16 protein-coding genes and 2 pseudogenes are annotated in these 23,609 nt (G+C 65.8%); 11 read left to right on the top strand and 7 right to left on the bottom strand.

The genetic code is table 11. The features are described 5' to 3' along the window. The first annotated feature begins 26 nt into the window (after nucleotides 1-26). Nucleotides 27-365 carry a P-II family nitrogen regulator gene (locus J7367_RS16255; protein ID WP_057660458.1) on the top strand — a complete coding sequence of 113 codons (339 nt, stop codon included), beginning with the start codon at nucleotides 27-29 and terminating at the stop codon, nucleotides 363-365. Nucleotides 366-848: 483 nt separating this feature from the next. Then, nucleotides 849-2,834, top strand: a complete 1,986-nt coding sequence (locus J7367_RS16250; RefSeq protein WP_057660433.1) for a beta-N-acetylglucosaminidase domain-containing protein — start codon at nucleotides 849-851, stop codon at nucleotides 2,832-2,834. Nucleotides 2,835-3,036: 202 nt separating this feature from the next. Here J7367_RS16250 and J7367_RS16245 read toward each other — a convergent pair whose 3' ends face one another. Continuing rightward, complete coding sequence (locus J7367_RS16245) at nucleotides 3,037-3,693, bottom strand: RIO1 family regulatory kinase/ATPase (RefSeq protein ID WP_007963435.1); 657 nt, start codon at nucleotides 3,691-3,693, stop codon at nucleotides 3,037-3,039. Between the two features lie 554 nt (nucleotides 3,694-4,247). Here J7367_RS16245 and J7367_RS16240 point away from each other — a divergent pair. Together J7367_RS16240 and J7367_RS16235 are read left to right on the top strand one after the other, a co-directional pair. After that, nucleotides 4,248-5,060: pseudogene (locus tag J7367_RS16240) on the top strand (outer membrane beta-barrel protein). 192 nt (nucleotides 5,061-5,252) lie between these two features. Further along, entirely contained in the window at nucleotides 5,253-5,864 is a 612-nt protein-coding gene (locus tag J7367_RS16235; RefSeq protein ID WP_007963431.1) for a PH domain-containing protein, read from the top strand. A 367-nt stretch (nucleotides 5,865-6,231) separates the two neighbouring features. Here the strand turns inward: J7367_RS16235 and speE are convergent, their stop codons facing one another. Continuing rightward, nucleotides 6,232-7,089: a polyamine aminopropyltransferase gene (speE, locus tag J7367_RS16230; protein WP_057660430.1), complete on the bottom strand. Its 858-nt coding sequence runs from the start codon at nucleotides 7,087-7,089 to the stop codon at nucleotides 6,232-6,234. 232 nt (nucleotides 7,090-7,321) lie between these two features. Here speE and speA point away from each other — a divergent pair, with 232 nt between their 5' ends. The 5 genes and pseudogenes from speA (at nucleotide 7,322) to J7367_RS16205 (ending at nucleotide 16,668) form a co-directional block, all read left to right on the top strand. Continuing rightward, complete coding sequence (gene speA / locus J7367_RS16225) at nucleotides 7,322-9,208, top strand: arginine decarboxylase (protein ID WP_057660429.1); 1,887 nt, start codon at nucleotides 7,322-7,324, stop codon at nucleotides 9,206-9,208. A 137-nt stretch (nucleotides 9,209-9,345) separates the two neighbouring features. Next, a complete protein-coding gene (locus J7367_RS16220; RefSeq protein ID WP_057660426.1) occupies nucleotides 9,346-9,525 on the top strand; it encodes a hypothetical protein in 180 nt (59 codons plus the stop codon). 563 nt (nucleotides 9,526-10,088) lie between these two features. Next, nucleotides 10,089-14,097 (top strand): annotated as a pseudogene (locus J7367_RS16215) (amino acid adenylation domain-containing protein). After that, entirely contained in the window at nucleotides 14,090-15,421 is a 1,332-nt protein-coding gene (locus J7367_RS16210) for a glycosyltransferase (protein ID WP_057660425.1), read from the top strand. Before J7367_RS16215 ends, J7367_RS16210 begins: the two are co-directional and overlap by 8 nt. A 137-nt stretch (nucleotides 15,422-15,558) precedes the next feature. After that, on the top strand, nucleotides 15,559-16,668 hold the full coding sequence (locus J7367_RS16205) for an acyltransferase (protein WP_057660423.1): 1,110 nt from the start codon (nucleotides 15,559-15,561) through the stop codon (nucleotides 16,666-16,668). A 248-nt stretch (nucleotides 16,669-16,916) separates the two neighbouring features. Here the strand turns inward: J7367_RS16205 and J7367_RS16200 are convergent, their stop codons facing one another. From J7367_RS16200 to radC, 5 genes are all read right to left on the bottom strand, one after another. After that, the gene (locus tag J7367_RS16200) at nucleotides 16,917-17,672 is read right to left on the bottom strand and encodes an SDR family NAD(P)-dependent oxidoreductase (RefSeq protein ID WP_057660420.1); all 756 of its coding nucleotides are present in this window, start codon (nucleotides 17,670-17,672) and stop codon (nucleotides 16,917-16,919) included. 37 nt (nucleotides 17,673-17,709) lie between these two features. After that, nucleotides 17,710-18,243, bottom strand: coding sequence for a hypothetical protein (locus J7367_RS16195; protein ID WP_057660418.1), 534 nt, complete (start codon nucleotides 18,241-18,243; stop codon nucleotides 17,710-17,712). Nucleotides 18,244-18,249: 6 nt separating this feature from the next. Then, entirely contained in the window at nucleotides 18,250-19,131 is an 882-nt protein-coding gene (locus J7367_RS16190; protein ID WP_007972634.1) for an SPOR domain-containing protein, read from the bottom strand. 179 nt (nucleotides 19,132-19,310) lie between these two features. Then, nucleotides 19,311-20,999, bottom strand: coding sequence for an arginine--tRNA ligase (argS, locus tag J7367_RS16185; RefSeq protein WP_057660415.1), 1,689 nt, complete (start codon nucleotides 20,997-20,999; stop codon nucleotides 19,311-19,313). Between the two features lie 86 nt (nucleotides 21,000-21,085). Continuing rightward, nucleotides 21,086-21,799 (bottom strand): DNA repair protein RadC, encoded by a 714-nt coding sequence (gene radC, locus J7367_RS16180; RefSeq protein ID WP_172955934.1) that lies wholly within the window; start codon nucleotides 21,797-21,799, stop codon nucleotides 21,086-21,088. Nucleotides 21,800-21,859: 60 nt separating this feature from the next. On the opposite strand from radC, the gene coaBC reads away from it, so the two are divergent. Together coaBC and dut are read left to right on the top strand one after the other, a co-directional pair. After that, entirely contained in the window at nucleotides 21,860-23,134 is a 1,275-nt protein-coding gene (gene coaBC, locus J7367_RS16175) for a bifunctional phosphopantothenoylcysteine decarboxylase/phosphopantothenate--cysteine ligase CoaBC (protein ID WP_057660414.1), read from the top strand. Continuing rightward, nucleotides 23,131-23,598 carry a dUTP diphosphatase gene (gene dut / locus J7367_RS16170; protein ID WP_007964142.1) on the top strand — a complete coding sequence of 156 codons (468 nt, stop codon included), beginning with the start codon at nucleotides 23,131-23,133 and terminating at the stop codon, nucleotides 23,596-23,598. The genes coaBC and dut overlap by 4 nt, the downstream gene beginning before the upstream one ends. The last annotated feature ends 11 nt before the right edge of the window (nucleotides 23,599-23,609 follow it).

The following is a 23,609-nucleotide window of genomic DNA, read 5'->3' as shown; positions in this document are numbered from 1 at the left end:
CGAGCAAAAAACCATCCTCGAATAGCCTGAAAATGATCATGGCCATCGTCAAACCGTTCAAGCTCGACGATGTGCGCGAAGCACTCGCCGGCTGCGGCGTGGCGGGCATCACGGTGACCGAGGTCAAAGGCTTCGGCCGGCAGAAAGGCCACACCGAGCTGTATCGCGGCGCCGAATACGTGGTCGATTTCCTGTCCAAGGTGAAGATCGAAGTGGCGGTGACCGACGACCAGGCCGAGCGCGTGGTCGAGGCGATCGTCGGAGCGGCCGGTACCGGCAAGATCGGCGACGGCAAGGTGTTCGTGTATGACCTGGGCACGGTGGTACGCATCCGTACCGGCGAGCTGGATAGCGACGCGTTATAGGTTCGCAATGCGGCGTTTGTTGCTTGCCAGGTGTGCGGCGGCGGCGAGGGGGCTGATGCCTTGTGCCCGCGCAACGTCGATACCGGAGGCCGTATTGCTGAGCCAGCAATGCAGCCAGCGGTGCTGGACAGGCCTATTGCAATTGCACCGATCGCAGGGAACCGGGCCGCTCAAGCCATGCGGCGTGCGCCGTATGCGCTAAGTGCATTGACGCTGGCGCGCATCACCGCAGCTGATGCGCGGCTGTGCGCCTACGGGCAAGGCCGCTGCCAGGCGCGACGGCGCTACCACCCATCGTCTCATACCATTTCAATACCGCTGCGTATCGCTGCCGCATCTTTCTGAATTGCGGCGCAAAGGTGGACTGATGTCGTCGCATGGCGCTGCATTGGTGACAGGATTGACAATCCTGGCCGCGCTTGTCGCCGTCGCCCGACTTGCCTACCCTAGGGCGTAATACCATTCCAATACCGGAGTTCGAGAATGAAGCGACGCAACAGCAAGCCGGGCGTGCGCCTGCTTTCGGTATTGGGGGCGCTGGGCCTGGCTGCCCCTGCGTTGGCGCAATCGGTCATCGAACCGGTCACTCAGCCGGCGATCTATCCGACCCCGGTATCGATCACGCTGGATGGTGCGACCGTCACCTTGGGCCGCTCGGTGGTGCTGGTGGTCGCCCCTGGCGCGGACAAGGCCACGGTGGCGCTGGTGCGCAGCATTCTCAATGGCGCCGGCGTCACCAAGATTGCGACCGCCACACGCCTGCCTGCCACGCTGGACCGCCCGCACATCGTGCTCGGCACCGGCGATGCGGCAGTGGTGCGCGATGCGCTGACGCGCAGCAAGGCGACGCAGGACACCCACAAGGAAGGCTACACGCTGGCCAGCGTTGCGCGCGATCGCGGCAGCCTGATCACGCTGGCCGGCCACGATGACGATGGCCTGTTCCATGCGGCGCAGACGCTGCGGCAGCTGGTCGAGCGGCCGGCCATCCCGACGCTGACGATCCAGGATTACCCGTCCATGCCGATCCGCGGCACCATCGAAGGCTTCTACGGCGCGCCGTGGTCGATGAGCGATCGCAGCAAGCACATCGATTTCCTCGCCCGCACCAAGGCCAATACCTTCATTTACAGCCCGAAGGACGACCCTTACGCGCGCGATCGCTGGCGCGAGCCGTACCCGAAGGCGACCTTGAAGGCGCTCGGCCAACTGGCCGCCACCGCCAAGCGCAATCATGTCGATTTCGTCTATGCGATTTCGCCCGGCCCCACGGTGTGCTTCTCCGATCCGGCCGATGCCAAGGCCTTGTTGCGCAAGTTCGATGCGTTTCGCGCGCTGGGTGTGCGCAGCTTCTACGTGGCGCTGGACGACATCGAATACACCAAGTGGAACTGCGAGCGCGACAAGACCACCTTCGGCGACTCCGGTGCGCAGGCGGCCGGTATCGCGCAGTCGCATCTGCTCAATCTGGTGCAGGCGGATCTGGTCGCGCGCCACGATGCAGCCTCCGAACTCATCATGGTGCCGACCGAGTACTACGACGCCAAGGAGAGCCCGTACAAGGAAGCGCTGCGCAAGCATCTGGATCCGAAGATCGTGGTGCAGTGGACCGGTACCGACGTGGTGCCGCCGGCCATTTCCATTCCCGATGCGCGCGCGGCCACCAAGGCGTTCGGCCGCAGGACGCTGCTGTGGGACAACTACCCGGTCAACGATTTCGAAACCTCGGCCGGGCGCCTGCTGATGGCGCCGTATGCGCGGCGCGAGGCGGGTCTGTCGGCCGAGTTGTCGGGCATCGTCTCCAACCCGATGAACCAGGAAGTGCCCAGCCGCGTCGCGGTGATGGGTGTGGCCGCGTTCGCCTGGAACGACAAGGGCTACGACGCCCAACGCACCTGGCACGCGGCGGCGCGCGATCTTGCCGGCGGCGATGCGCGTGTCGCTGCGGCCCTGCTGACCTTCTTCGATACCCAGCATCTGGCGCCAACCTTTGGCAGCCAGCCATGGCAGGAACAGGCGCCACGCTTGAAGGCCGTGCTCGATCATGTGCGCGAGGTAATCGCGCTTGGCGATGCGGCAGCGCGCACGCAGGCGATTGCCGAACTGGCACGCACTGCCGACGAAATGGCTGCGGCACCGCAGGTCATCCGCGACGGCGTCGCCGACAAGGGCTTTGCCGAGCAATCGCGCCCCTGGCTGGAGGCAATGGAAGATTGGGGCCAGGCGCTGCAGAAGACCGCAGCCGGGCTGGATGCTGCAGATCGCGGCGACACGCAGGCGTCCGCGTTGTTTGCCGAAGCGGCTGCGCTTGCCGCCTCAGCGGCGGCGATTCCGTCGATTCCCGGCGCCACGCGCTTCGGCGGCCCGGTCAAGATCGCCGACGGCGTGCTGGACCGCTTCATCGCGCAGGCACCGCACTTGATCGCCTATCGCCAGGCCGCAGTGACTGATTCGGCAGCAGCAAAGTGATGGGATAGTGCAGAAACACAACGACGCGCATGGGGAATTGTTCGCGTCGCGGTGCATGCAAACAGGGCAGCGCCATTGCCATCTGCATCGCAGCACGTGGCATGGCACGCTCGAAGGATGTTGGCGCTACAGACCAACCGACGACTCAGCGCAGCAGTTGAGCGTAACGGTATGCTCAGTCGCCGTTAGTCAGCAGCGCGGATCACGCCTTGCCTTTCAAACGTGGATACAGCCGCTTCCAGCCGCTGCGAATTGCATGTATCCAGCGCGGTTCTGCACTGCGTGCCGATTCGTCGGCACTCGGTGCGATGCCAGCAAGGCGATGGCGCATTTTCTGAAAGTTGGCCACGTCGCTACGGCGCAGCTGACGTGCCAGCGTGCCGCGCCGCAGCCAGCGCGGGAATCGCCATGCCGAAGTGAAATCGATCAGCACCGGCACTCCCGCACTGACCACCACATTGGTGCCATGTAGATCGTTATGGGTGATGCCGAACGCATGCAGCCGGCGTAGCGCCTGCTGCAATTGCTGGAAGACCTCCTGGCCCACGACGGTGCTGGCGCTGAGCGTGTCGCCTGGAATGAATTCCATGCCCAGCGCCAGCCCGCCCAGCGTGCCGAGCAGGGCAGGTGCATGCCGCCAGCCCTGCAACTGCCGCAGCATGCTGGCCTCGTGGCGCACCATCAGCCGCGCAATGGGCGCCAGCAATGTGCGGCGATAGCGGCCGTAGTCCTTGACCACCGCCGGTTGCCCGTTCAGATGGGTGCGGTAGACGTCCGGCTCGAGCAGCCGGGTGCCTTGCTTGAGCAGAACGGGAGTGATGAGGTGCAGGCTGGACACGTCCAGCGGCTGGTAATGCATGACAGTTCTCCAGACCTTGGCGGCGCGGAGATATCACGCGTTGCGCAGGTTCACGGTGATCGCGAGGGATCGGTCCGGCCAATTTTAGAACTTATGAGTACTGAAACTATATTTATTTAACAAATGAAATGTTCCGGAGATGGAACGGCTTTTGGAATGAGCCGTTTGGCCAACGTCGCCGCTTGGTCTGATGCTCTGCGCCGGTGAGGGTGCGGCAGCGTGTGCCGGAGCGACCCAAGGCGTATGGAAATGCTGTGCGAGTCCTGGGCGACGGGAGTTGTAGCGGCACGGTTTCCCGGCTCATGCTTAAAGTCACATCCCTTCTTGACAGCCGCTGAGACTCCAGACACTGTGCCGGCTGCGGTCAGGGGCTGCATCACGCGTTGTACGGGCACGTTCTTGCGGACGGCGTCCGCACCGATGTCGCACGACATCCGCTGATCCCGGGACAGCCCCCGAATTCGACAGCAACTGCGCCGCTTCCAGACGCCGTCAGGGGACCCCTGCGTGCGCAAGGATGCGGGAACGATGCAGTTCGACTCATGGGGAATGCGATGAAAAGGACCGCAACACTGCTATTGGCCTGCACGGCATTTGGCGTCACGGCTCAGCCCTCGGCGCAATCGTTGTCGCGCGGCTGGGACAGCTACCGTCAACAGTAAAAGCAGCAGACCGGCACCCAGGGCGCCACCGCGGCTGCAGCGCCATCGTCGCGCCCGGCGCAAGCCGACGTTGGCGGAGCGCCGGCCGCTGTGGGTGGAAGCGGCTCCGGCCAACCTGTTGCGTCCGGCGGATTCACTATAGTGGCCGAGCGGACGTCGGCAGAGGCAACGCCTGTCGCGCCTGCCGACGTACCGGCGCCACCGCGCGAGCAAGAGCAACGCCTCAAAAGCGGCCTGTTCCTTGGTGTGCAGAGCGGCAAAGCCAAGGTGTTTGAAAACGGCAAGCAGGAGATGCACGGCTTCAACGTGGGCTACCGCTGGCGCGCAGGTCCGGTCACATTGATCGGCATCGAAGCCGCAACCGGGAAAGTGGATGGTTCCAAGGATGCGGACGGCTTTGTTGTCATTCCAAACGTGGATTTCGGCAGCGTCGGTGGAACGGCGCGATTCAACTTTGGCGATGCCCCGGTCTTTGCGCTTGTGCGGCTGGGCTATTGGGGCGGTACGGCGAAAGGTGAGGACTACAACGAGCGCGTTTATGGTGCGTATGTGGGCGCCGGTCTCGGTGTGGATATCGGCAAGCACGTCGGCTTGAGCGCGCTTTACACAAATTACGTCTACGCTGATGAGTATTACGACGACTACGAAGACCTTACGATCAATCGTGCGGAAGTGCTGAGTTTCGGAGCCGAAATCCGCTTTTGATGCGGGTCAATGGCAAAGAAGGGCGGGCGGCAGCGCTCGCCCTTCTGCGTCATGCCGCATGCTGCCGCTATGCAGCGGACAGCAAGATCCATTTGAAACTGCACCGCAAACGGTTGTCGGCATTGCACAGCCATCCATACGGCTTGCTGTAGTGTCCTGGTCAACGCAGTGATTAGCCGTTGGCGAGGGCAGATGGACGCATTGGCGCAGTTTTTGACAGACGAACAGGACCCGGTGGCGGTGGGCAAGATCCTGCCCAAGATCACCGAGTTGCTGACCCGCGACGAGCAGGTCGAGTACATCGCCGTGCAGAAGAAGATGGTGATGAACTTCTCGCCGGATGCGGTGGTGCTGACCAACCGCCGCTTCATCGTGGTCTACCCAAAGCTGCTCGGCATGACGTTCCGCGATTTCCCGTGGCGCGAGGTGCTCGATGTGCACATGAGCGAACAGATGCTCGGAGCCACCATCATGTGCCGCACCACGCAGGGCGCCTACGCCTCCATCGACAGCCTGCCCAAGAAACAGGCGCGGCGCGTGTACGCCTATGCGCAGCAGGTGGAAGAATCCGCCTACGAGAAGCGCCAGCAGCTGGAGATCGACAAGCTGCGCGCGGCGGCCGGTGGCGTGGTGGTGCATGCGCCTGGTACGCACGGCGCAGCAGTGCCATCGCAGGCCAGTGCCGTTCCTGCGTCCGAGGATCCGGTGCAGGTATTGAGCAAGCTCAAGCAATTGCTGGATGCGGGGCTGATCACGCAGGACGAGTTCGACGCCAAGAAGACAGAAGTGCTGGCGCGCTTGTAGCGTGCGCAGTACCTCCGCGCATTGGTCGGCTTTCCATACCTCGGCCCATCGATCGCAGCAGTGACGCATCAGCGGCCGCGACCCACCGACGCGTCCATCGCACGGCGGCGCTGTCGGTGGCTCGCCGCGCGCTGGCCTACCACTCGACCAGCGTTACGCAACCACGCCAGGCCTGATCGGTGCGCTACGCACCGGCCCGCGCGTTGTAGGCACGCAGGCCACGTCGTGCAGAAAACCACCAAACCGGTTGCGGATCACCGCCAAGCGGGCGCGGCCGGTCGCTGGGATCCGCCGCGTCCATTCAGACGCCACGATTCAACACCTGCTGTCTGCACGTCCTGGCCATGATCGGCCAGGCCCGCCGCGATTACTCGCCCAGCGCCTTGGCCACGAACGGCGGAGCAACCAGCACACCGGTGTGCAGGTGCGCGGTGTAGTACAGGGTGTCGAAGCCCTTGGCCTGCGCAGCGTCCTGGCGGAACGCGAAATCGGCGTCGGCCTGCTTGCTGGCCATGGTCACGCTCCACCAGCCAGTGGGGTAGCACGGCTGCGGGAACGGCAGGGTCTTGAACGACTGGAAGCCGGCCTTGCCCATTTCGGTGCGCATTTCATTGATCAGGTCCAGCAGCGCCAGTGGCGATTCGGACTGCTGCACCAGGATGCCATCGTCCTTCAAGGCCTTGAAGCAGCTCTCGTAGAAGGCCTTGTTGAACAGGCCTTCGGCCGGGCCCACCGGGTCGGTGGAATCGACAATCACGATGTCCACGCTGCCGGCCGGGCAATTGGCCATATAGGCCACGCCATCGTTGAACAGCAGTTCGGCGCGCGCATCGTGGTTTGAATCGCACAGCTCGGGGAAATACTTCTCCGACATGCGGGTGACCTGCTCATCGATATCGCACTGGGTGGCGCTTTCCACGCCCGGGTGCTTGAGCACCTCGCGCAGCGTGCCGCAGTCGCCGCCGCCGATGATCACCACGCGCTTGGGCGCGGGGTGGGTGAACAGCGCCGGGTGGCTGATCATCTCGTGGTAGAAGAAATTGTCGCGGCTGGTGAGCATCACCGCGCCGTCGATCAGCATCAGCTTGCCCCAATCGGTGGTCTGGTAGATCTCGATCTTCTGGAACGGGGACTGGACCTCGTCCAGCTTGCCGCTGATGCGGAAGCCGATCGCCGAGCCGGTCGGCTGGAAGTGTTCGATGTACCAGTTGTCGTTGGCGCTCATGCAAAGTCCTAAAAAAGAAGTGGGCTGTTCCTTCTCCCAGCGGGAGAAGGTGGCGCAAAGCGCCGGATGAGGGTCGGGCACGGCCTCGCGCAGCCAAACTGCGCAGCGCCTGACCCACGCCAACCCCGCTCCAACCAGGAGAGGGGCGTGAAGTCGGCGCGGATTGTAACGGACCCTGCGCATGCCAGGCGTTACACTTCACGCCCTTTTTTATTCCAGCCGAGACAGCGAAATGAGCGATTGGTCCCTCGACCAAGCCCGCAAGACCTATTCGATCCCGCATTGGGCCGACGGGTATTTCGATGTGAACGCTGCCGGACATGTCGTGGTCACGCCGACCGCCGATGGCCCGGCGGTGTCGCTGCCCGAGGTGGTGGATGCCGCGCGCGCAGCCGGTGCCAAGCTGCCGCTACTGGTGCGCTTCCCGGACATCCTGGGCCAGCGCCTGGGCAAGCTGCAGGCAGCGTTTGCGCAGGCGCAGTCGGAGTGGGATTACGCCGGCGGCTATACCGCGGTGTACCCGATCAAGGTCAACCAGCATCGTGGCGTGGCCGGCACCCTGGCCAGCCACCACGGCGAAGGCTTCGGGCTGGAAGCGGGCAGCAAGCCAGAACTGATGGCGGTGCTGGCGCTGTCGCGTCCGGGCGGGCTGATCGTGTGCAACGGCTACAAGGACCGCGAATATATCCGCCTGGCGCTGATCGGCCGCAAACTCGGGCTGCAGACCTTCATCGTCATCGAAAAGCCGTCCGAGCTGACCCTGGTGCTGGAAGAGGCGCGCGCGCTGGACGTCAAGCCCGGCCTGGGCGTGCGCATGCGCTTGGCCTCGCTGGGCGCGGGCAAGTGGCAGAACAGCGGCGGCGACAAGGCCAAGTTCGGGCTCTCGCCGCGGCAGGTGCTGGACCTGTGGAAGACGCTGCGCGACACCGAGTACGCCGACAGCCTGAATCTGCTGCATTTCCATATGGGCTCGCAGATTTCCAATGTGCGCGACATCGCCAACGGCATGCGCGAGGCCACGCGCTACTTCGTGGAGCTCTCGCGCCTGGGCGCGAAGATCAGCCATGTGGACGTGGGCGGCGGCCTGGGCATCGACTACGAAGGCACGCGCTCGCGCAGCTATTGCTCGATCAACTACGGCCTGCATTCGTATGCCAGCAACATCGTGCAGCCGTTGGCCAGCGCCTGCGAAGAGCATGGCCTGCCGCCGCCGCGCATCGTCACCGAATGCGGGCGCGCAATGACCGCGCACCACGCGGTGCTGATCGCCAACGTGTCGGAAGTGGAGCAGGCGCCGGAAGGCCGCGTGCCGGACGCGCACGACGATGAGCCGGCCGCGATCCGCCACCTGCGCGAGATCCACGACGAGCTCGATGTGCGTCCGGCGGTGGAGCTGTTCCAGGAAGCCCAGCATTTCCATGCCGAAGGCTTGAGCGCGTACGCGCTGGGCCAGATCGACCTGCCGCAGCGCGCGCGCATCGACGACCTGTTCTATGCCATCGCACATGGCGTGCGCGCACGCCTGAGCTTCGACGAGAAGAGCCATCGCCCGGTGCTGGATGAGCTCAACGAGCGGCTGGTGGACAAGTATTTCGTCAACTTCAGCGTGTTCGAATCGATCCCGGACGTGTGGGCGATCGATCAGGTCTTCCCGATCGTGCCGATCGAGCGCTTGAACGAAGCGCCGCAGCGGCGCGGCATCATCGCCGACATGACCTGCGATTCGGACGGCATGGTCAAGACCTATGTCGAGAACGAGAGCCTGGACAGCTCGCTGCCGCTGCATGGCTTGAATGCCGGTGAGAGCTATCGCATCGGCTTCTTCCTGGTCGGCGCCTACCAGGAAATCCTGGGCGATATCCATAACCTATTCGGCGATACCGATGCGGTGGAAGTGGTGGTCAATCGCGATGGCTATCGCATCGCACAGCAGCGCCGCGGCGATACCACCGACGTGATGCTGGACTACGTGGGCTATCAGCTGGACACGCTGCGTGCCACCTATGCCGAGCGCATTGCTGCCGCACACCTGTCGCCGGAACGGGCGCAGGAACTCAGCGCTGCGCTGGAAGCGGGGCTGACCGGCTACACCTACCTGTCCGACGAGCCGCTGGGCTGATCGGCAATGCGCTGCGGCTGGGCCGCAGCGCTGGCGGTGCGCGACATGGCCCATCCTGCACGCGCTCGTGCCGCAAGCGCCGCCTGAAGCGGCAGGGGCATCACCGGCATGGACGCTGCAGGTTCTGCAACGTGTCGATGCGCGATCGCGCAGACGTGCGCTGGTCGGCTGCGATCCTGCGCTTCATGCAGCCGTACCCCGCCGGATCGAACAAAGTGCCTGCACTTGTCATGCGCTACGCCTTGCGATCGGCTCGAGCTTACGTTCTTCGCGCGTTTGTACTGCATGCCGATGACAATCAGGCGACCATCGCGTGATCGTGCACGCGAGGGAGTCAAACGCATTGAAGGCGTCTTTTCTCTCATAAAGGGATTTTCCGAATAACCTAATTCCAGTAACGCTCATTTGGAATTGGTCTTATTCAATGCGGGGTCTTATCTGCGGTGATGCGCGCATATTCGCCTTGAACTGCGTGCGTAGCGTCGACCATGCGGTATGCCGGATGCGGCGCGGGATTCGATCGGATGTATGCATGTAGAACACTAGTTCAAATCACAGTTCAGAAAGAAAATTTTCGGCATCACGCGATTTCCGTGATTTTTTGTACGGTTTCGGCCCCGCGCGAATTGTTAGTGTTCGTTTAACTTGTCGGGATACAAGTGCTTCAACTAGTCACCTGCACATTGTTGTTCGATTGTGCGAGTCGCTGTGCTGTGCGTCTTCATCATGCGTTTCCATCGCGTATTACCGGCAATTGTCGGTGGTCGGCGGTGTTTCTTACCCCTCGTTTTCTCAAGCCAGGTGCTGATCCGGTGTCCATTGACCGATAACGGTTGAAGGGTGTCGACGGACTGCGCGCCACACCAGAAGGATGCACGCAATGCACGCTGACGCCTCTCCCGTTTTTTCCCCTGACCAAGGCGCAACGTGGCCTTTGGGTGGCCAACAAGTTGCACACCGAAAACACCTTGATGTTGGCCGAAGTATTGGAAATGTTCGGCCCGCTCAATCCCCAGGTGCTGATCCGTGCCAGCATGCAGCTGACGCACGAGTTCGATACGCTGCGCCTGTGTATCGTCGAGCACGAGGGCGTGCCTTCGCAGGTAGTCTTGCCCGAGTACAACGGCACGATTCCATACTTCGACGTCAGCTCCGATCCGGCTCCGCGTAATGCCGCCGAACATTGGATCGACGAAGAAATCCGCAAGCCGGCAAGACCTGCAGAACGGGCCGCTATGGCATTGCGCGGTGTTCCGTCTTGGCGAAGATCATCATATCTGGGTGCAATGCGTGAGCCATCTGGTGATGGACGGCTACTGCGCGTCGATCATGATGCAGCGCATGGCCGTGCTCTATAACGCCTACCTGGCCTACCTGGCCGACGTGGAGCCGGAGCCTGCGCAGTACGGCAGTGCATTGTCGCTGCTCGAAATGGAACAGCACTATCGCAACTCCGATCGGTTCCAGCGCGATCGCGAGTACTGGATGCAGCAGTTGGCCGATCTGCCGCCGCCGGCGACGCTGGCGCGGCCGGGCAATCAGCTGTCCACCGGGTTATTGCGTGGCACCGGACAGTTCTCGCCGCAGCAGGTGGTACGTTTGCGCGCGCTGGGCAAGGAGTACGGCGCCAGCCTGCCGCAGATGCTGATTTCGCTGATCGCGGCGTACTACTACCGCTGCACCGGCGCCGAGGACCTGGTGCTGGCGATGCCGGTGACCGGCTGCATCAACGCGCGCTACCGGCAAACCGCAGGCCTGGTGTCCAACGTCATTTCGCTGCGCCTGAAGATGGACCCGCAGCAGCCGATCCATACCTTGTTCGCGCAGGTATCCTCGGTGGTGCGGAACGCCTTGCGCCATCAGCAATATCGCTTCGAGGACGTGCGCCGCGATCTGGGCATGTTCGGGATGGAGCAGAAGTTCGCACGCTTGGCGGTGAACATCGAGGCCTTCGACTACACCTTGCGCTTCGGCGAGGCGTACGCGGTACCGCACAACCTTTCCAACGGCCCGGCCGACGACCTCACCATCTTCTGCTACGAACGCGGCGATGGGGCCGCGCTGCGTTTCGATCTGGATGCCAACCCGGCGTTGTACGACAGCGAGGAACTGGCCGAACACTGCCGTCGCCTGACCCATCTGGCCGACGCGGTGCTGGCCGATCCGGAATGTGCGCTGGGCCAGGTGGATGTCCTCGGCGACAGCGAGCGCCGACGTTTGCTGCACACCTGGAACAACACCGCCGCGCCGCTGCCGCAACCGGCCACGCTGTTGCACGGCATGCTGCAACGCGCCGAGTTGATGCCTGCGGCCGTGGTGGCGCAATACGACAACCGCACGCTCGACTACGCCACGCTGTGCGAGCTTGCCTCGCGCATCGCTGCGCAATGGGTGGCCGATGGCGTGCGCCCTGGCGACGTGGTCGCGGTGGCGTTGCCGCGCAGCGAACAACTGTTGGTGGCGTTGCTGGCGGTGATGTGGAGCGGTGCGGCGTATCTGCCGCTGGATCCGGAGAGCCCGGCCGCACGCAACCGCCAGATGCTCAACGATTCCGGTGCCATCGGCCTGGTCTGCGAGCCGGCGCTGTGCGAGCGCTACCTGCTCGGTGGCATGGTCTGGCTGGATCCGCGCCCGGCCGTGTTGCCGGAGGCGATCGCACCGCTGGCGACGCCCGACGGCACTGCGTACGTGCTGTACACCTCCGGCTCCACCGGCGCACCAAGGGCGTGGAAATCAGCCATCGCAACCTGTTCAATTTCCTGCATGCGATGGAGCACGAGCTGGCATTGCGTCCGCGCGATCGTGTGCTGGCAGTCACCACCATCACCTTCGATATCGCCGGGCTGGAGTTGTACCTGCCGTTGCTGGTGGGCGCGCGCGTGGTCATCGCACCGGCCGGTATCAGCCACGACCCACGCGGCCTGTCGCGGTTGATCGCCGACGAACACATCAGTGTGGTGCAGGCTACGCCATCGCTGTGGCGCATCCTGCTGGCCAATGAGGATCTGGTGCTGGATCGCATCCACGCGTTGATCGGTGGCGAGGCGTTGGTGCCCGAACTGGCCACGCAATTGCTCAGCCGGGTGGGGCGCCTGACCCAGTTGTACGGGCCGACCGAAACCACGATCTGGTCGACCATCATGCCGTTGCAGCTGACCGATGCCGCCGCACCGCCGATCGGCAGGCCGCTGCTCAATACGCGCCTCTATGTGCTGGATGCGCAGCGTCAACCGCTGCCGACCGGTGCGATCGGCGAGCTGTATATCGGCGGCGCGGGCGTGGCCAAGGGCTATCGCGGCAAGCGCCAGCTGACCAGCGAACGTTTCATGCGCGACCCGTTCGCCGATGACGGCAGCAGCATGTACCGCACCGGCGACCGCGTGCGTCAACGCAGCGATGGGCTGCTGGAATTCATCGGGCGCGCCGATGCGCAGCTGAAGATCCGCGGACATCGGGTGGAGCCGGCCGAAATCGAAAGCGCCTTGCTGCTGCATTCGCAGGTGGCACAGGCGGTGGTGGTGGGCCACAGCGATGGCGAGCATGCCTTGCAGCTGCTGGCCTATGTGGTGGGCAAGCACGGCAACGCGCCATCGATCGAGCTGCTACGCGCGCATCTGCAGCAGCGCCTGCCGGCATCGATGATTCCGACCCTGTGGGTGCCGCTGGAGGCGTTGCCGCTGACCCCCAACGGCAAGCTGGATCGGCGCGCATTACCGGCGCCTGGCGCATTGCCGCAACGCGCGCACCTGGCGCCGCGCGATGCGCTCGAACGCCAGTTGGCAACGATGCTGCAGGAGGTGCTGGGCATCGAGGTGGTGGGCGTGGACGACAACTTCTTCGAGCTTGGCGGCGATTCGCTGCGTGCGGCGGAAATGGCCGCGCGTTTCCCGCAGATGTTCGGGGTGGAACTGCCGCTGGGCACGCTGTTCCATGCACCGACGATCGCCGGCCTGGCCGAGGTGATCAAGCGCAGCGCACACACGCCCAACGACCCGTTGAGCGTGCTGCTGCCGCTGCGTGCAGGCACCGCCGGCACCACGCCGCTGTTCTGCATCCATCCGGTCATCGGTCTGGGCTGGTCGTATCTCACCTTGCTGGGTCAGCTGGATCCGCAGTGGCCGGTCTATGCGCTGCAATCGCCGGGCTTGAGCGACCCGCAGCACCGTCCGGAGAGCATCGAGGCAATTGCGCGCGATTACCTGGCGCGTCTGCGCAGCGTGCAGCCGACCGGGCCGTACCGTCTGCTGGGCTGGTCGCTGGGCGGTCTGATCGCGCACGCCATCACGGCCGAATTGCATGCGCTGGGCGAAGAGGTCCAGTTGCTGGCCATGCTCGACAGTTACCCGCATCTGGAACAGGCCGCATCGCTGTCGGAGTCGGAGAACGTGCGCGCCTCGGTGCACGCGTTGGCCTTGCATCTGGCGCCGGGTCAGCCGATGCCGACCACGGTCGCCGAGCTGGCCATCCTGTTGTGCGATCACTACGGGCTGAACGACCTGCCTGCGGTGCGCCAGTTGCTGGAGCAACGTCCCACCTTGCTGGACGATCTGGGCGCCCTCACCCAGCATTACCTGCAGCTGGCGCGGCGTCATCGGCCCAAGCCGCTGGACCAGGATGTGGTCTTTGTCGAGGCGAGGGTGCGCATGAGCTCCGGCGGCGACGATGCGCTGTGGGTGGATTACCGTCCCCAGGCGTGGCATCCGTACGTGCGCAACTTGCAGCTGCACGTTCTGGACAGCGACCACCATTCGATGCTCTCGCCGACTCATTCGGCCACGCTCAGCAGCGTGCTGCACGCGGCTACCGCAGAGGCTACCCGGGCTGTGCAGCCTGTGGGGCAGGCCGGCCATGGTGCGGTCGCCGGCGACGGAGTGACCGAATATGCCTGAGTCCGGAGCCGATCCGTCACGCCAGCGGCCGGTGGTGATCGCCACCCTCGGCACGCACGGGGACGTGCGCCCGATCATTGCGCTGGCGCTTGGACTGCAGCGGCGCGGTTATCCGGCGCGGGTGCTGACCAGTTCCAACTTCGAGACCTTGATCCGTGCCCACGGCCTGGAATTCTTCCCGCTCAGCGGCGATCTCCAGAAGCTGTTGCAAGACCATCCGGACGTTGCCGAGATGCGCGGCGCCCCTGCCATCTTGCGCAGGAAGTTGCTGGAGTGGGCGCGCGATTGGCCCGCCCAGGGCCGTGCGGCGTGCGCCGATGCCGGCTTGATCCTGGGCGTGGGCAGTGCCAGTTTCCTCGTCCACAGCCTGGGCGAGGCGTATGGCGTGCCGGTGGCGTTTGCGCAGTTGCAGCCGCTCACCGAGTCGCGCCACCTGCCGTTGATGCTGATGCCCAACCTGCGTCTGCCGGGAAGTGTCAGCGTGGCATTGCATCGCCTGATGCGCTTTGTCGGCTGGCAGCTGATGCGGCCGGCCTTCAACGATATCGTGCGTCCGGCATTGGGGCTGCCGGGGTATCCGTTGAGCGGTCCGGATCGCAGCACGCTGCGCGCGATCTACGGCTATAGCGCGCATGTGTGCCCGCGCCCGCCGGACTGGCCGGAGAGCGCGCAGGTGTGCGGCTTCTGGCAACTGCCGCCGTCGCAGTGGCAACCGCCGGCCGCGCTGCAGGCGTTTTTGCAGGCCGGGCCGCCGCCGCTGTATATCGGCTTCGGCAGCATGACCAGCAGCGCCGTCGCGCAGCTCACTGCTACGGTGAAGGCAGCGGTGCGACTGACCGGGCAGCGCGCGTTGCTGGCCAGCGGCTGGGGCGGCCTGGGGGCCGGGGATGCCGCTGCCGCCGATGACGCTGAGCGCTTCTTCCATCTGGAACAGGCACCGCACGATTGGCTGTTCCCGCGCGTGTCTGTGGCCGTGCATCACGGTGGTGCCGGCACCAGCGGTGCCGCGTTGGCGGCGGGCATCCCCTCGGTGGTGCTGCCGTTTGGCTACGACCAGTCGTTCTGGGCGCATTGCCTGGCCCAGCGCGGGGTTGCGCCGCCCGCGCTGGCGCGTGCCGGGCTGCAGCCAGAAGCCCTGGCCGCAGCCATCCAGCAGGCGAGCACGCCGGCCATGCGCGCGGCCGCGCGCGCACTCGGGCAACGGATTGGCCAGGAAGACGGCGTCCGCAACGCGGTCGATCAGCTGGAAGCCTGGCACCTGCTTGAACCCACGGCAGTGGCGCCCGCAGTGGCCACACGGACCGAGCAGCACGCCATCGCATAGGCGTGGCGATGCTGCGCATCCGCCGCCGCAGGCGATGCGCGCACTGCGGCGCCGCGTAGCAGTGCGTGGTTGGCAGCGACGCACTGTGCGCTGCCGGCATGCGGCACAATCGGGCTCCCTCGGTTGATCTGGCCCGCATGCGCTATCCCGCTCTGGACCTGTTGCGTGGCATCGCCATCGTGTGGGTGATGCTGTTCCATTCGTTCGTGGTCGGCGGGTTGGGGCCGGACTGGGAATGGCTGTCGCGCTACGGCTGGATGGGGGTGGACCTGTTCTTCGTGCTGAGCGGCTTTTTGATCGGCACCCAGGTGCTGACCCCGCTGTCGCACGGCAAGCCATTGGACTTCACCGATTTCTACCTGCGCCGCGCATTCCGCATCCTGCCGGCGTTTCTGGTGGTCTTGGCGATCTACATGGCATGGCCGGGTTTTCGCGAATCGCCCGGGCTGGCGCCATGGTGGATGTTTCTCACCTTCACCTTGAATCTGTTCGTGGACTACGGCGAGCAGGCCGCGTTCTCGCACGCATGGTCGCTCTGCGTGGAAGAGCATTTCTATCTGGTGTTTCCGTTGCTGGCGACGTTGTTGTTGCGGCGTCCATCGGCGGTGTGCGTGGCAGTGGTGGTCGCCGGCATAGCGTTGCGCACCAGCGTGTGGCTGCACAACACGGCGCTGGATCAGCTGGGCGGCGGCCAGCAGCGCAACTGGTTTGTCGAAGATCTCTATTACCCCACCTGGAACCGGCTGGACGGCTTGCTGGCCGGTGTCGTGCTGGCAATGGTGAAGGTCTTCCGCCCCCACACATGGCAATGGCTGCAGCAGCGCGGCAACACCTGGGCGCTTGCCGGCGTGGCCATGCTGGCACTGGCGATGTGGTTGTTCCGCGAGCGAACCGGCCTGCTGGGCAACGCAGTAGGCTGGCCGGTGCTTTCGCTGGGGCTAGCCTTGCTGGTAGTGGCAGGCACTGCGACCGACAGCGCACTTGGCCGTCTACGCGTGCCGGGCGCTGCCTGGTTGGCCGCCATTTCCTACAGCGTGTATCTGACCCATAAGGCGATGTTCCATGTGACCCAGGGTTGGTTCGCCACGCTGGACGGCGGTGGCGTCCCGGCCTTTGCAGTGTACGGCGTGGTGGCGCTGGCGGCGGGTGCGCTGCTGCATTACATGGTGGAACGCCCGTTCCTGCAGCTGCGCGGCGCGTTGTTGCGATGGCGCGCAGCCGTGCGCCGCGATGCCGAACTTGCATGATGCGATGGCTGCGGATAACGGCGAGCGTGCACCGGTTGCGCATGGTGGCCGCCGCTGCAGCACCTGGTGTCAGGCAACCGGTCTGCGCAATTGCTGCGAATCTGCAGCGCCGATGCAAAGAAAAGCCGCGCAGTGCGCGGCTTTTCGATGCTCCGTTCGATGCTCCGTACCGCTTACGCGGCGCAGCGGGGGGGTGTGCCTGGCGCACTGCGCGCTCACCGCCTAGGCCCTTGCGTCGTTGCAACGCCTCACTGCGCGTCGCGGGCCACCTGGAACCCCGCAAAGGACTGCGTCACCGGCATGATTTCCAGGCGGTTGATATTCAAATGCGCCGGCAGGCTGGCGACATAGAAGATCTGTTCGGCGATGTCTTCTGCCGTCATCGGGGTGGCGCCACGGTACAGCGTGTCCGACGCGGCCTGGTTGCCGCCGGTGCGCACCAGGGTGAATTCGGTCTCGGCCATGCCCGGTTCGATCGAGGTCACGCGCACGCCGGTGCCGTGCAGGTCAGAGCGCAGGCCCAGCGAAAACTGCTGCACGAAGGCCTTGGTGCCGCCGTAGACGTTGCCGCCGGTGTATGGGTAGGTTGCCGCCACCGAGGCGATGTTGATGATGGCGCCGCGGCGCGCAATCAACGCCGGCAGCAGGCGGTGGGTGAGCGTGACCAGCGCCGTGACATTGGTGTCGATCATCTGCTGCCACTGCGCCAGGTCGGCCTGCTGCGCGGGCGCGGTGCCCAGCGCCAGGCCGGCGTTGTTGACCAGCACGTCGATCTCGGCGAATGCGGCCGGCACCGCGTCGATCGCGTCCGACAAGGCGTGTGCATCGCGCATGTCGAACGCGGCGGCGTGTACCTGCCCGGCCGGCAGTTCAGCGGCCAGCGCCTGCAGGCGTTCGGCGCGACGGCCGGTGGCGATGACCTTCCAGCCGGCTGCGGCGAAGCGGCGCACGGCGGCGCTGCCGAATCCGGAGGTGGCACCAGTGATCAGGACGGTCTTGGACATGGGGAACTCCAGGGAGGACAGGGGGCGGGAGGCAGATTCAGTGAGCAGGCCGCGGGTTCGCCGTTGCGGCATGCCGCGCGCGCAGCAGCTCGTCGGTCAGGGCCTGGCGTGCGACGACGTGGCCACGCCGCAGCTGCAGCGCCACGTACGGGGCCGGTGCGTGCGCAGCGCTCGTGGCGGTGGCGGGCAGCGCCACGATCAATTCGCCATCCACCCAGGCGGCGGGCACTGGCGCTGGCTGGCCGGGGAACAGGACATCCAACGGCAGCGTGGGCGGTGCCTCGGCGCAGGCGCCCAAGACCACGCGATCGAGCCACAGCTGGTGTCCGTCCAGACGCCAGTAAGCGCGGTAGCCGCGCCAGTTGGCGCTGCAACTGCCCAGCGCGCTGCCGGCGTGCGCCACGAAACGCTTCCAGGTGGCTGGGTCGTCCAGTGGGCCGGACAAGGGTTCGGCCAGCAGGGTCGCCTGCTGGCCGTCGATCTGGATCAGGTCGGGCAGCTGATCGGTGGCCTGCGCCGGGCCGGCCCACGCCAGGACGCCCAGCAACATGCCAGCGATACGTCGCAACACGGGCGTTTACTGCGCCTTGATCGCGATGGCGGACAGGCCACTGCCGGTGAGCTTCTGCTTGGCCTCGGCAAGCTCGCTGGCACTGCCGTAGGGCCCCATGCGCACGCGATAGACCGTCTTGCCGCTGATGTCGGCCGATTCCACGCGTGCGGCCAGGCCCATCATCGCCAGCTTGGCCTTGGTGGATTCGGCATCGCCGGAGGCGCCGAACGAGCCGGCCTGCAGGATGTAGCGGGTGTTGTCGGCGACCGCCGGCGCAGCAGCCGTCGTCGCTGTTGCAGCGGCGGCAGTTGCGGCGGGCTTGGGCGCGGCGGCCGGCGCGGTGAGTGCGGCGGTGCTGGCCGGAGCCGGCGTGGCGGCCGGGCGCGCAGGGGCGGTTTCCGGCAGCGGCTTGGGTACGCTGGCGGTGGTTTCCTTCAACGGCGTCGGGACGCTGGCGGCCGGTGTGGCGGCTGCCACACTGGCGCCGGGTGCGGGGGGCACGGGTTTGCCTTCCAGCGCCGCACGCGCACGCGCGGCCTCTTCGGCGCGCGCGCTGGCCGCCAGTTCGGCATCGGACATCTGCACTTCCTTGCCGGGCAGCAAGGTGTAGAAGTCGTACTGGGTCTGCGCATCGCCGGGTTTGGCCTGCGGCTTGGGCGGCTGCGCGCTGGGCTTGGGCAGTTCGGCCGGCGTGTCCACGTCGGCATCGGCCACCGGCTCGGGCTGCGCGTCCGGATTGGCACGCGGGCCCACGCGCAGGAAACCGTCGCCGTCCTTCTTGAACAGGTTGGGTGCGGCCAGGAAGATCACTGCCGCAATCGCGGCGCCAGCCACCAGCCATACCCAACCGGGGGTGCCGTTGCTGGTGTTGCGCCGGGCCTGACTCTTACCGCGTCGTGCTGCCATCTACCACTTCTCCGAATCGTGTCGTTGCGGGCCCGCTGGCCCGACTTGCTGTGGCAACGCGCGCCGCTGCGCTGATTGCCCGGTGAGCGCCATCGGCGCCCGAGGTGGCAGGCCGGCGCCTACCGCAGCGCCATGCGCTGCGCCGCTGCCTGCGATGGCGCCTGGAAGCTACGGCCTGTTTACATCTTTTCCGGAGCGCTGACGCCGAGCAGTTCCAGGCCATTGGCCAGCACCTGTTGGGTGGCGACCGCCAGGGTGAGCTTGGCGTCGCGCTCGGCGGCAGCGTCCACCAGCACCTTGCTGTTGTGATACCACGTGTGGAAGGCGTGCGCCAATTCACGCAGGTATTGCGCGATCTGGTACGGCTCCAACGCCTGACCGGCGATTTCCACCACTTCCGGGTAACGCGACAGCTCCAGCATCACCGCCAGCGAGTGTTCGTCGTCCAGGCATGCGAGCTCGGCCAGACCATGGGCCTGGTCGTACTTGTAGCCCTTTTCCTGCGCCTGGCGCAGCACGCTGCATACCCGCGCATGCGCGTACTGCACGTAGAACACCGGGTTGTCGTTGCTCTGCGCGCGCGCCAGGTCGATATCGAAGGTCAGCTGCGAATCGGGCTTGCGCGCGATCAGGAACCAGCGCACCGCATCGGCGCTGGTTTCTTCGATGAGGTCGCGCAGGGTGACGTAGCTTCCGGCACGCTTGGACAGTTTCACTTCTTCGCCGCCGCGCATCACCGTGACCATCTGGTGCAGCACGTATTCCGGCCAGCCCTGCGGGATGCCCAGCTCCATCGCCTGCAGGCCGGCGCGCACGCGCGTCAGCGAGCCGTGGTGGTCGGCGCCCAGTTCGGTGATGGCGCGTTCGTAGCCGCGTTGCCACTTGGTCAGGTGATAGGCCACGTCCGGCACGAAATAGGTGTAGGTGCCGTCGGACTTGCGCATGACGCGGTCCTTGTCGTCGCCGAAGTCGGTGGACTTCAGCCACAGCGCGCCGCCCTCTTCGTAGGTGTGGCCGGAAGCGATTAGTTTCTGCACCGCTTCTTCGACCTTGCCGTCCTTGTACAGCGAGCTTTCCAGGAAGTAGATGTCGAAATCGACCCGGAACGCAGCCAGGTCGTGGTTCTGTTCGTTACGCAGGTACGCCACCGCGAAGCGGCGGATCGCTTCAAGATCGGCCGGATCCTTGGTGCCGGTGACCAGATGGCCTTCCAGATCGACGGTGTCGCCGGCCAGGTAGGCATTGGCCACATCGGCGATGTAGTCGCCGCGGTAGCCGTTTTCCGGCCAGCCCGCGCTATCGGGCGTGAGCCCCTGCGCCCGCGCCTGCACCGACAGCGCCAGGTTCTCGATCTGCACGCCGGCATCGTTGTAGTAGAACTCGCGCTTGACGTTCCAGCCGTTGGCATCGAGCACGCGCGCCAGGCTGTCGCCGATCGCCGCGGCGCGGCCGTGGCCGACATGCAGCGGTCCGGTCGGGTTGGCCGAGACGTATTCCACGCCCACCGAACGGCCGTTGCCGGCCAAGCCGCGCCCGTAGTCGTGGCCTTGCTTGATCACATGCGCCACTTCGCGCTGATACGCGGTGGGGGCCAGATGGAAATTGATGAAGCCCGGACCGGCGATTTCCACCTTGGTCACGTCGTCGCTGGCCGGCAGCGCCGCCAGCAGCGCCTGCGCCAGTGCGCGCGGATTGCTGCGCGCAGCCTTGGCCAGCAGCATCGCGGCGTTGGTGGCGAAGTCGCCGTGCTCGCGGGTCTTGGGTCGCTCGACCACAAAATCCGGCGGCAGGGTGTCGGCGGGCAGGGTGCCATTGGCGCGCAAGGCTTCAATGCCTTGGCCGATCAGTGCGCGGAGTAGGGCTTTCACGTGGGATCTGCTTGGAACCAAACCAGCGATTTTACCCGACCGCGTGCCGCAGGGTCCGAGCAATGGTTCAGGTCAGCGCACACTGCTCATTCCAGCCAGCCGCGCTCGGCGAACGACACCGGCCGACCATCGCCGATGACGAAATGGTCCAGCAGGCGGATGTCCACCAGCTCCAGGCTGTCCAGCAGGCGCTTGGTGACCGCGCGGTCGGCCTCGGAGGGCTCCGGATTACCCGACGGGTGGTTGTGCCCGACGATCACCGCCGCCGCGTTGTGCAGCAGCGCCCGCCGGACCACTTCGCGCGGGTGGATGTCGGCCCCGTCGATGGTGCCGGTGAACAGTTCTTCGAAGGCGATGGCGCGGTGGCGGTTGTCCAGGAACAGCACCGCGAACACTTCATAGGCCCGCGCGCGTAGCCGCTGCGAGAAGTAGCGGCCCACGCTGGGCGGGTCGCTGAGGGCCTCCCCGCGCTCCAGCGCGCTCATCAGGTGCCGCTGGGCCAGTTCCATCGCAGCGGCGAGCTTGCAGGCCGAGGCCGGGCCCAGCCCGGGCAGGCGCGCCAGCGCCTTGGCCGGGCGGTCCAGCAACAGGCGCAGCGGGCCATCCCGGTGCAGCAGATCGCGCGCGGTCTGCACCGCATCCTGGCCGCGCAAGCCGGAGCCGACGAAGATCGCCAGCAGCTCGGCATCGGACAAGGCAGTGGCCCCGCGCGCCAGAAGTTTCTCGCGCGGGCGTTCGTGGGTGGGCCAGTCGTGTATGTGCATATGGCGAGATTGCCGGTGCTCATCGCCGACGCCCATCAGGCCAAGCAGGGGCATCGGCTAATCTAGTTGTCCTTGTAACCGTAGGACGACCCCGACGTGATCGGCTCCACTCAGGCCCGCCCCCTGGACGGACAGCGTTTGCTGCTGTGCGTCGGCGGAGGCATCGCCGCTTACAAATCGCTCGAACTGGTCCGTCGCCTGCGCGACGCCGGTGCGCAGGTGCAGGTCGCCATGACCGGCGGTGCGCAACAATTCGTGACCCCGCTCAGCTTCCAGGCATTGTCCGGGCAGCCCACCCGCACCACGCTGTGGGACAGCGCCGCCGAGCAGGCGATGGGCCACATCGAACTGGCGCGCTGGGCCGATCGGGTGATCGTCGCCCCGGCGACCGCCGACCTGCTGGCGCGTCTGGCGCATGGCCTGGCCGACGATCTGGTCACCACGCTGTGCCTGGCCACGACCGCGCCGCTGACCGTGGCACCGGCCATGAACCACCGCATGTGGCTGCATCCGGCCACCCAGGCCAACATCGCCACCCTGCGCGCGCGCGGGGTGACGGTGGTGGGCCCTGACGACGGCCCGCTGGCCGAGGGCGAATCCGGACCCGGGCGGCTGGCCGAACCGGCGGCGATCCTTGCTGCGCTGGCCGGTGGCGCGGCGGCCGCCAGCACTGCCCCGGAGGGCGCCAGGAGCGTCGCCGCGCCCGTCTTCATCCCCAGCAGCGCGCAGTTGGAGGGCCTGCGCATCGTGATCAGCGCCGGCCCCACCTTCGAAGACCTGGACCCGGTGCGCTACGTCGGCAACCGCAGCAGCGGGAAGATGGGCTATGCTCTGGCCGCCGCGGCTGCCAAGCAGGGCGCTGATGTGGTGCTGGTCAGCGGGCCGGTGCATCAAACCACCCCGGATGGCGTGCAGCGCATCGACGTGCGCTCGGCCGCGCAGATGCGCGACGCGGTGCTGGGTGCATTCCCGGCCGACATCTACATCGGCGCTGCCGCCGTGGCCGACTACACCCCCAAGCGGGTGGTGTCGCAGAAGATCAAGAAGACCGGCGAAACGTTGACCCTGGAACTGGTGCGCACCCCGGACATCCTGTCCGAGGTCGCCGCACAGACCGGCGCGCTGAAACTGGTGGTCGGTTTTGCTGCCGAAACGCACGATGTGGAGCATTACGCCCGTGGCAAGCTGGCGGCCAAGCGCCTGGACCTGATCATCGCCAATCAGGTAGGGATCGAAGGCGGCGGATTCGAAAGCGACAATAACGCAGCCACGGCCTATTGGCAGGGCGGCGAGCGCGTGTTTCCCAGCAGCAGCAAGACCGAATTGGCAGACCAACTGCTGGCCCTGATCGCGGAGAGATTGCAGGCATGAGCCCCCCAACCCAGTCCCTGCAGGTGAAGTTGCTCGACCCGCGCTTCGGCGATCTGTGGCCGCTGCCGGCCTATGCCACCGAATCCAGTGCGGGCATGGACCTGCGCGCCGCGCTGGAGGCGCCGATGACGCTGCAGCCGGGCGATGCGGCCTTGATCCCCAGCGGTATCGCGATCCATCTGGCCGACCCGCAACTGTGCGCCGTGATCCTGCCGCGCTCGGGGTTGGGCCATCGCCACGGCATCGTGCTCGGCAATGGCACCGGTTTGATCGATGCCGATTACCAGGGGCCGCTGCTGATCAGCACCTGGAATCGCGGCCGCGAGGCCTTCACCATCGAGCCCGGCGACCGCATCGCGCAGCTGGTGATCCTGCCGATCGTGCGTATGGGCTTGCAAGTGGTGGATACTTTCGTCGACAGCGCGCGGGGAGCGGGTGGATTCGGCCACACCGGCGTGCGCTGACAGGGGAAATT

This window comes from Xanthomonas sp. D-36-1, assembly GCF_017746155.1.
GTDB classification, from domain to species: Bacteria; Pseudomonadota; Gammaproteobacteria; order Xanthomonadales; family Xanthomonadaceae; genus Xanthomonas; species Xanthomonas cissicola.
The sequence above is the reverse complement of the archived record's forward strand: the minus strand, read 5'-3'. Positions and strand labels throughout refer to the sequence as shown.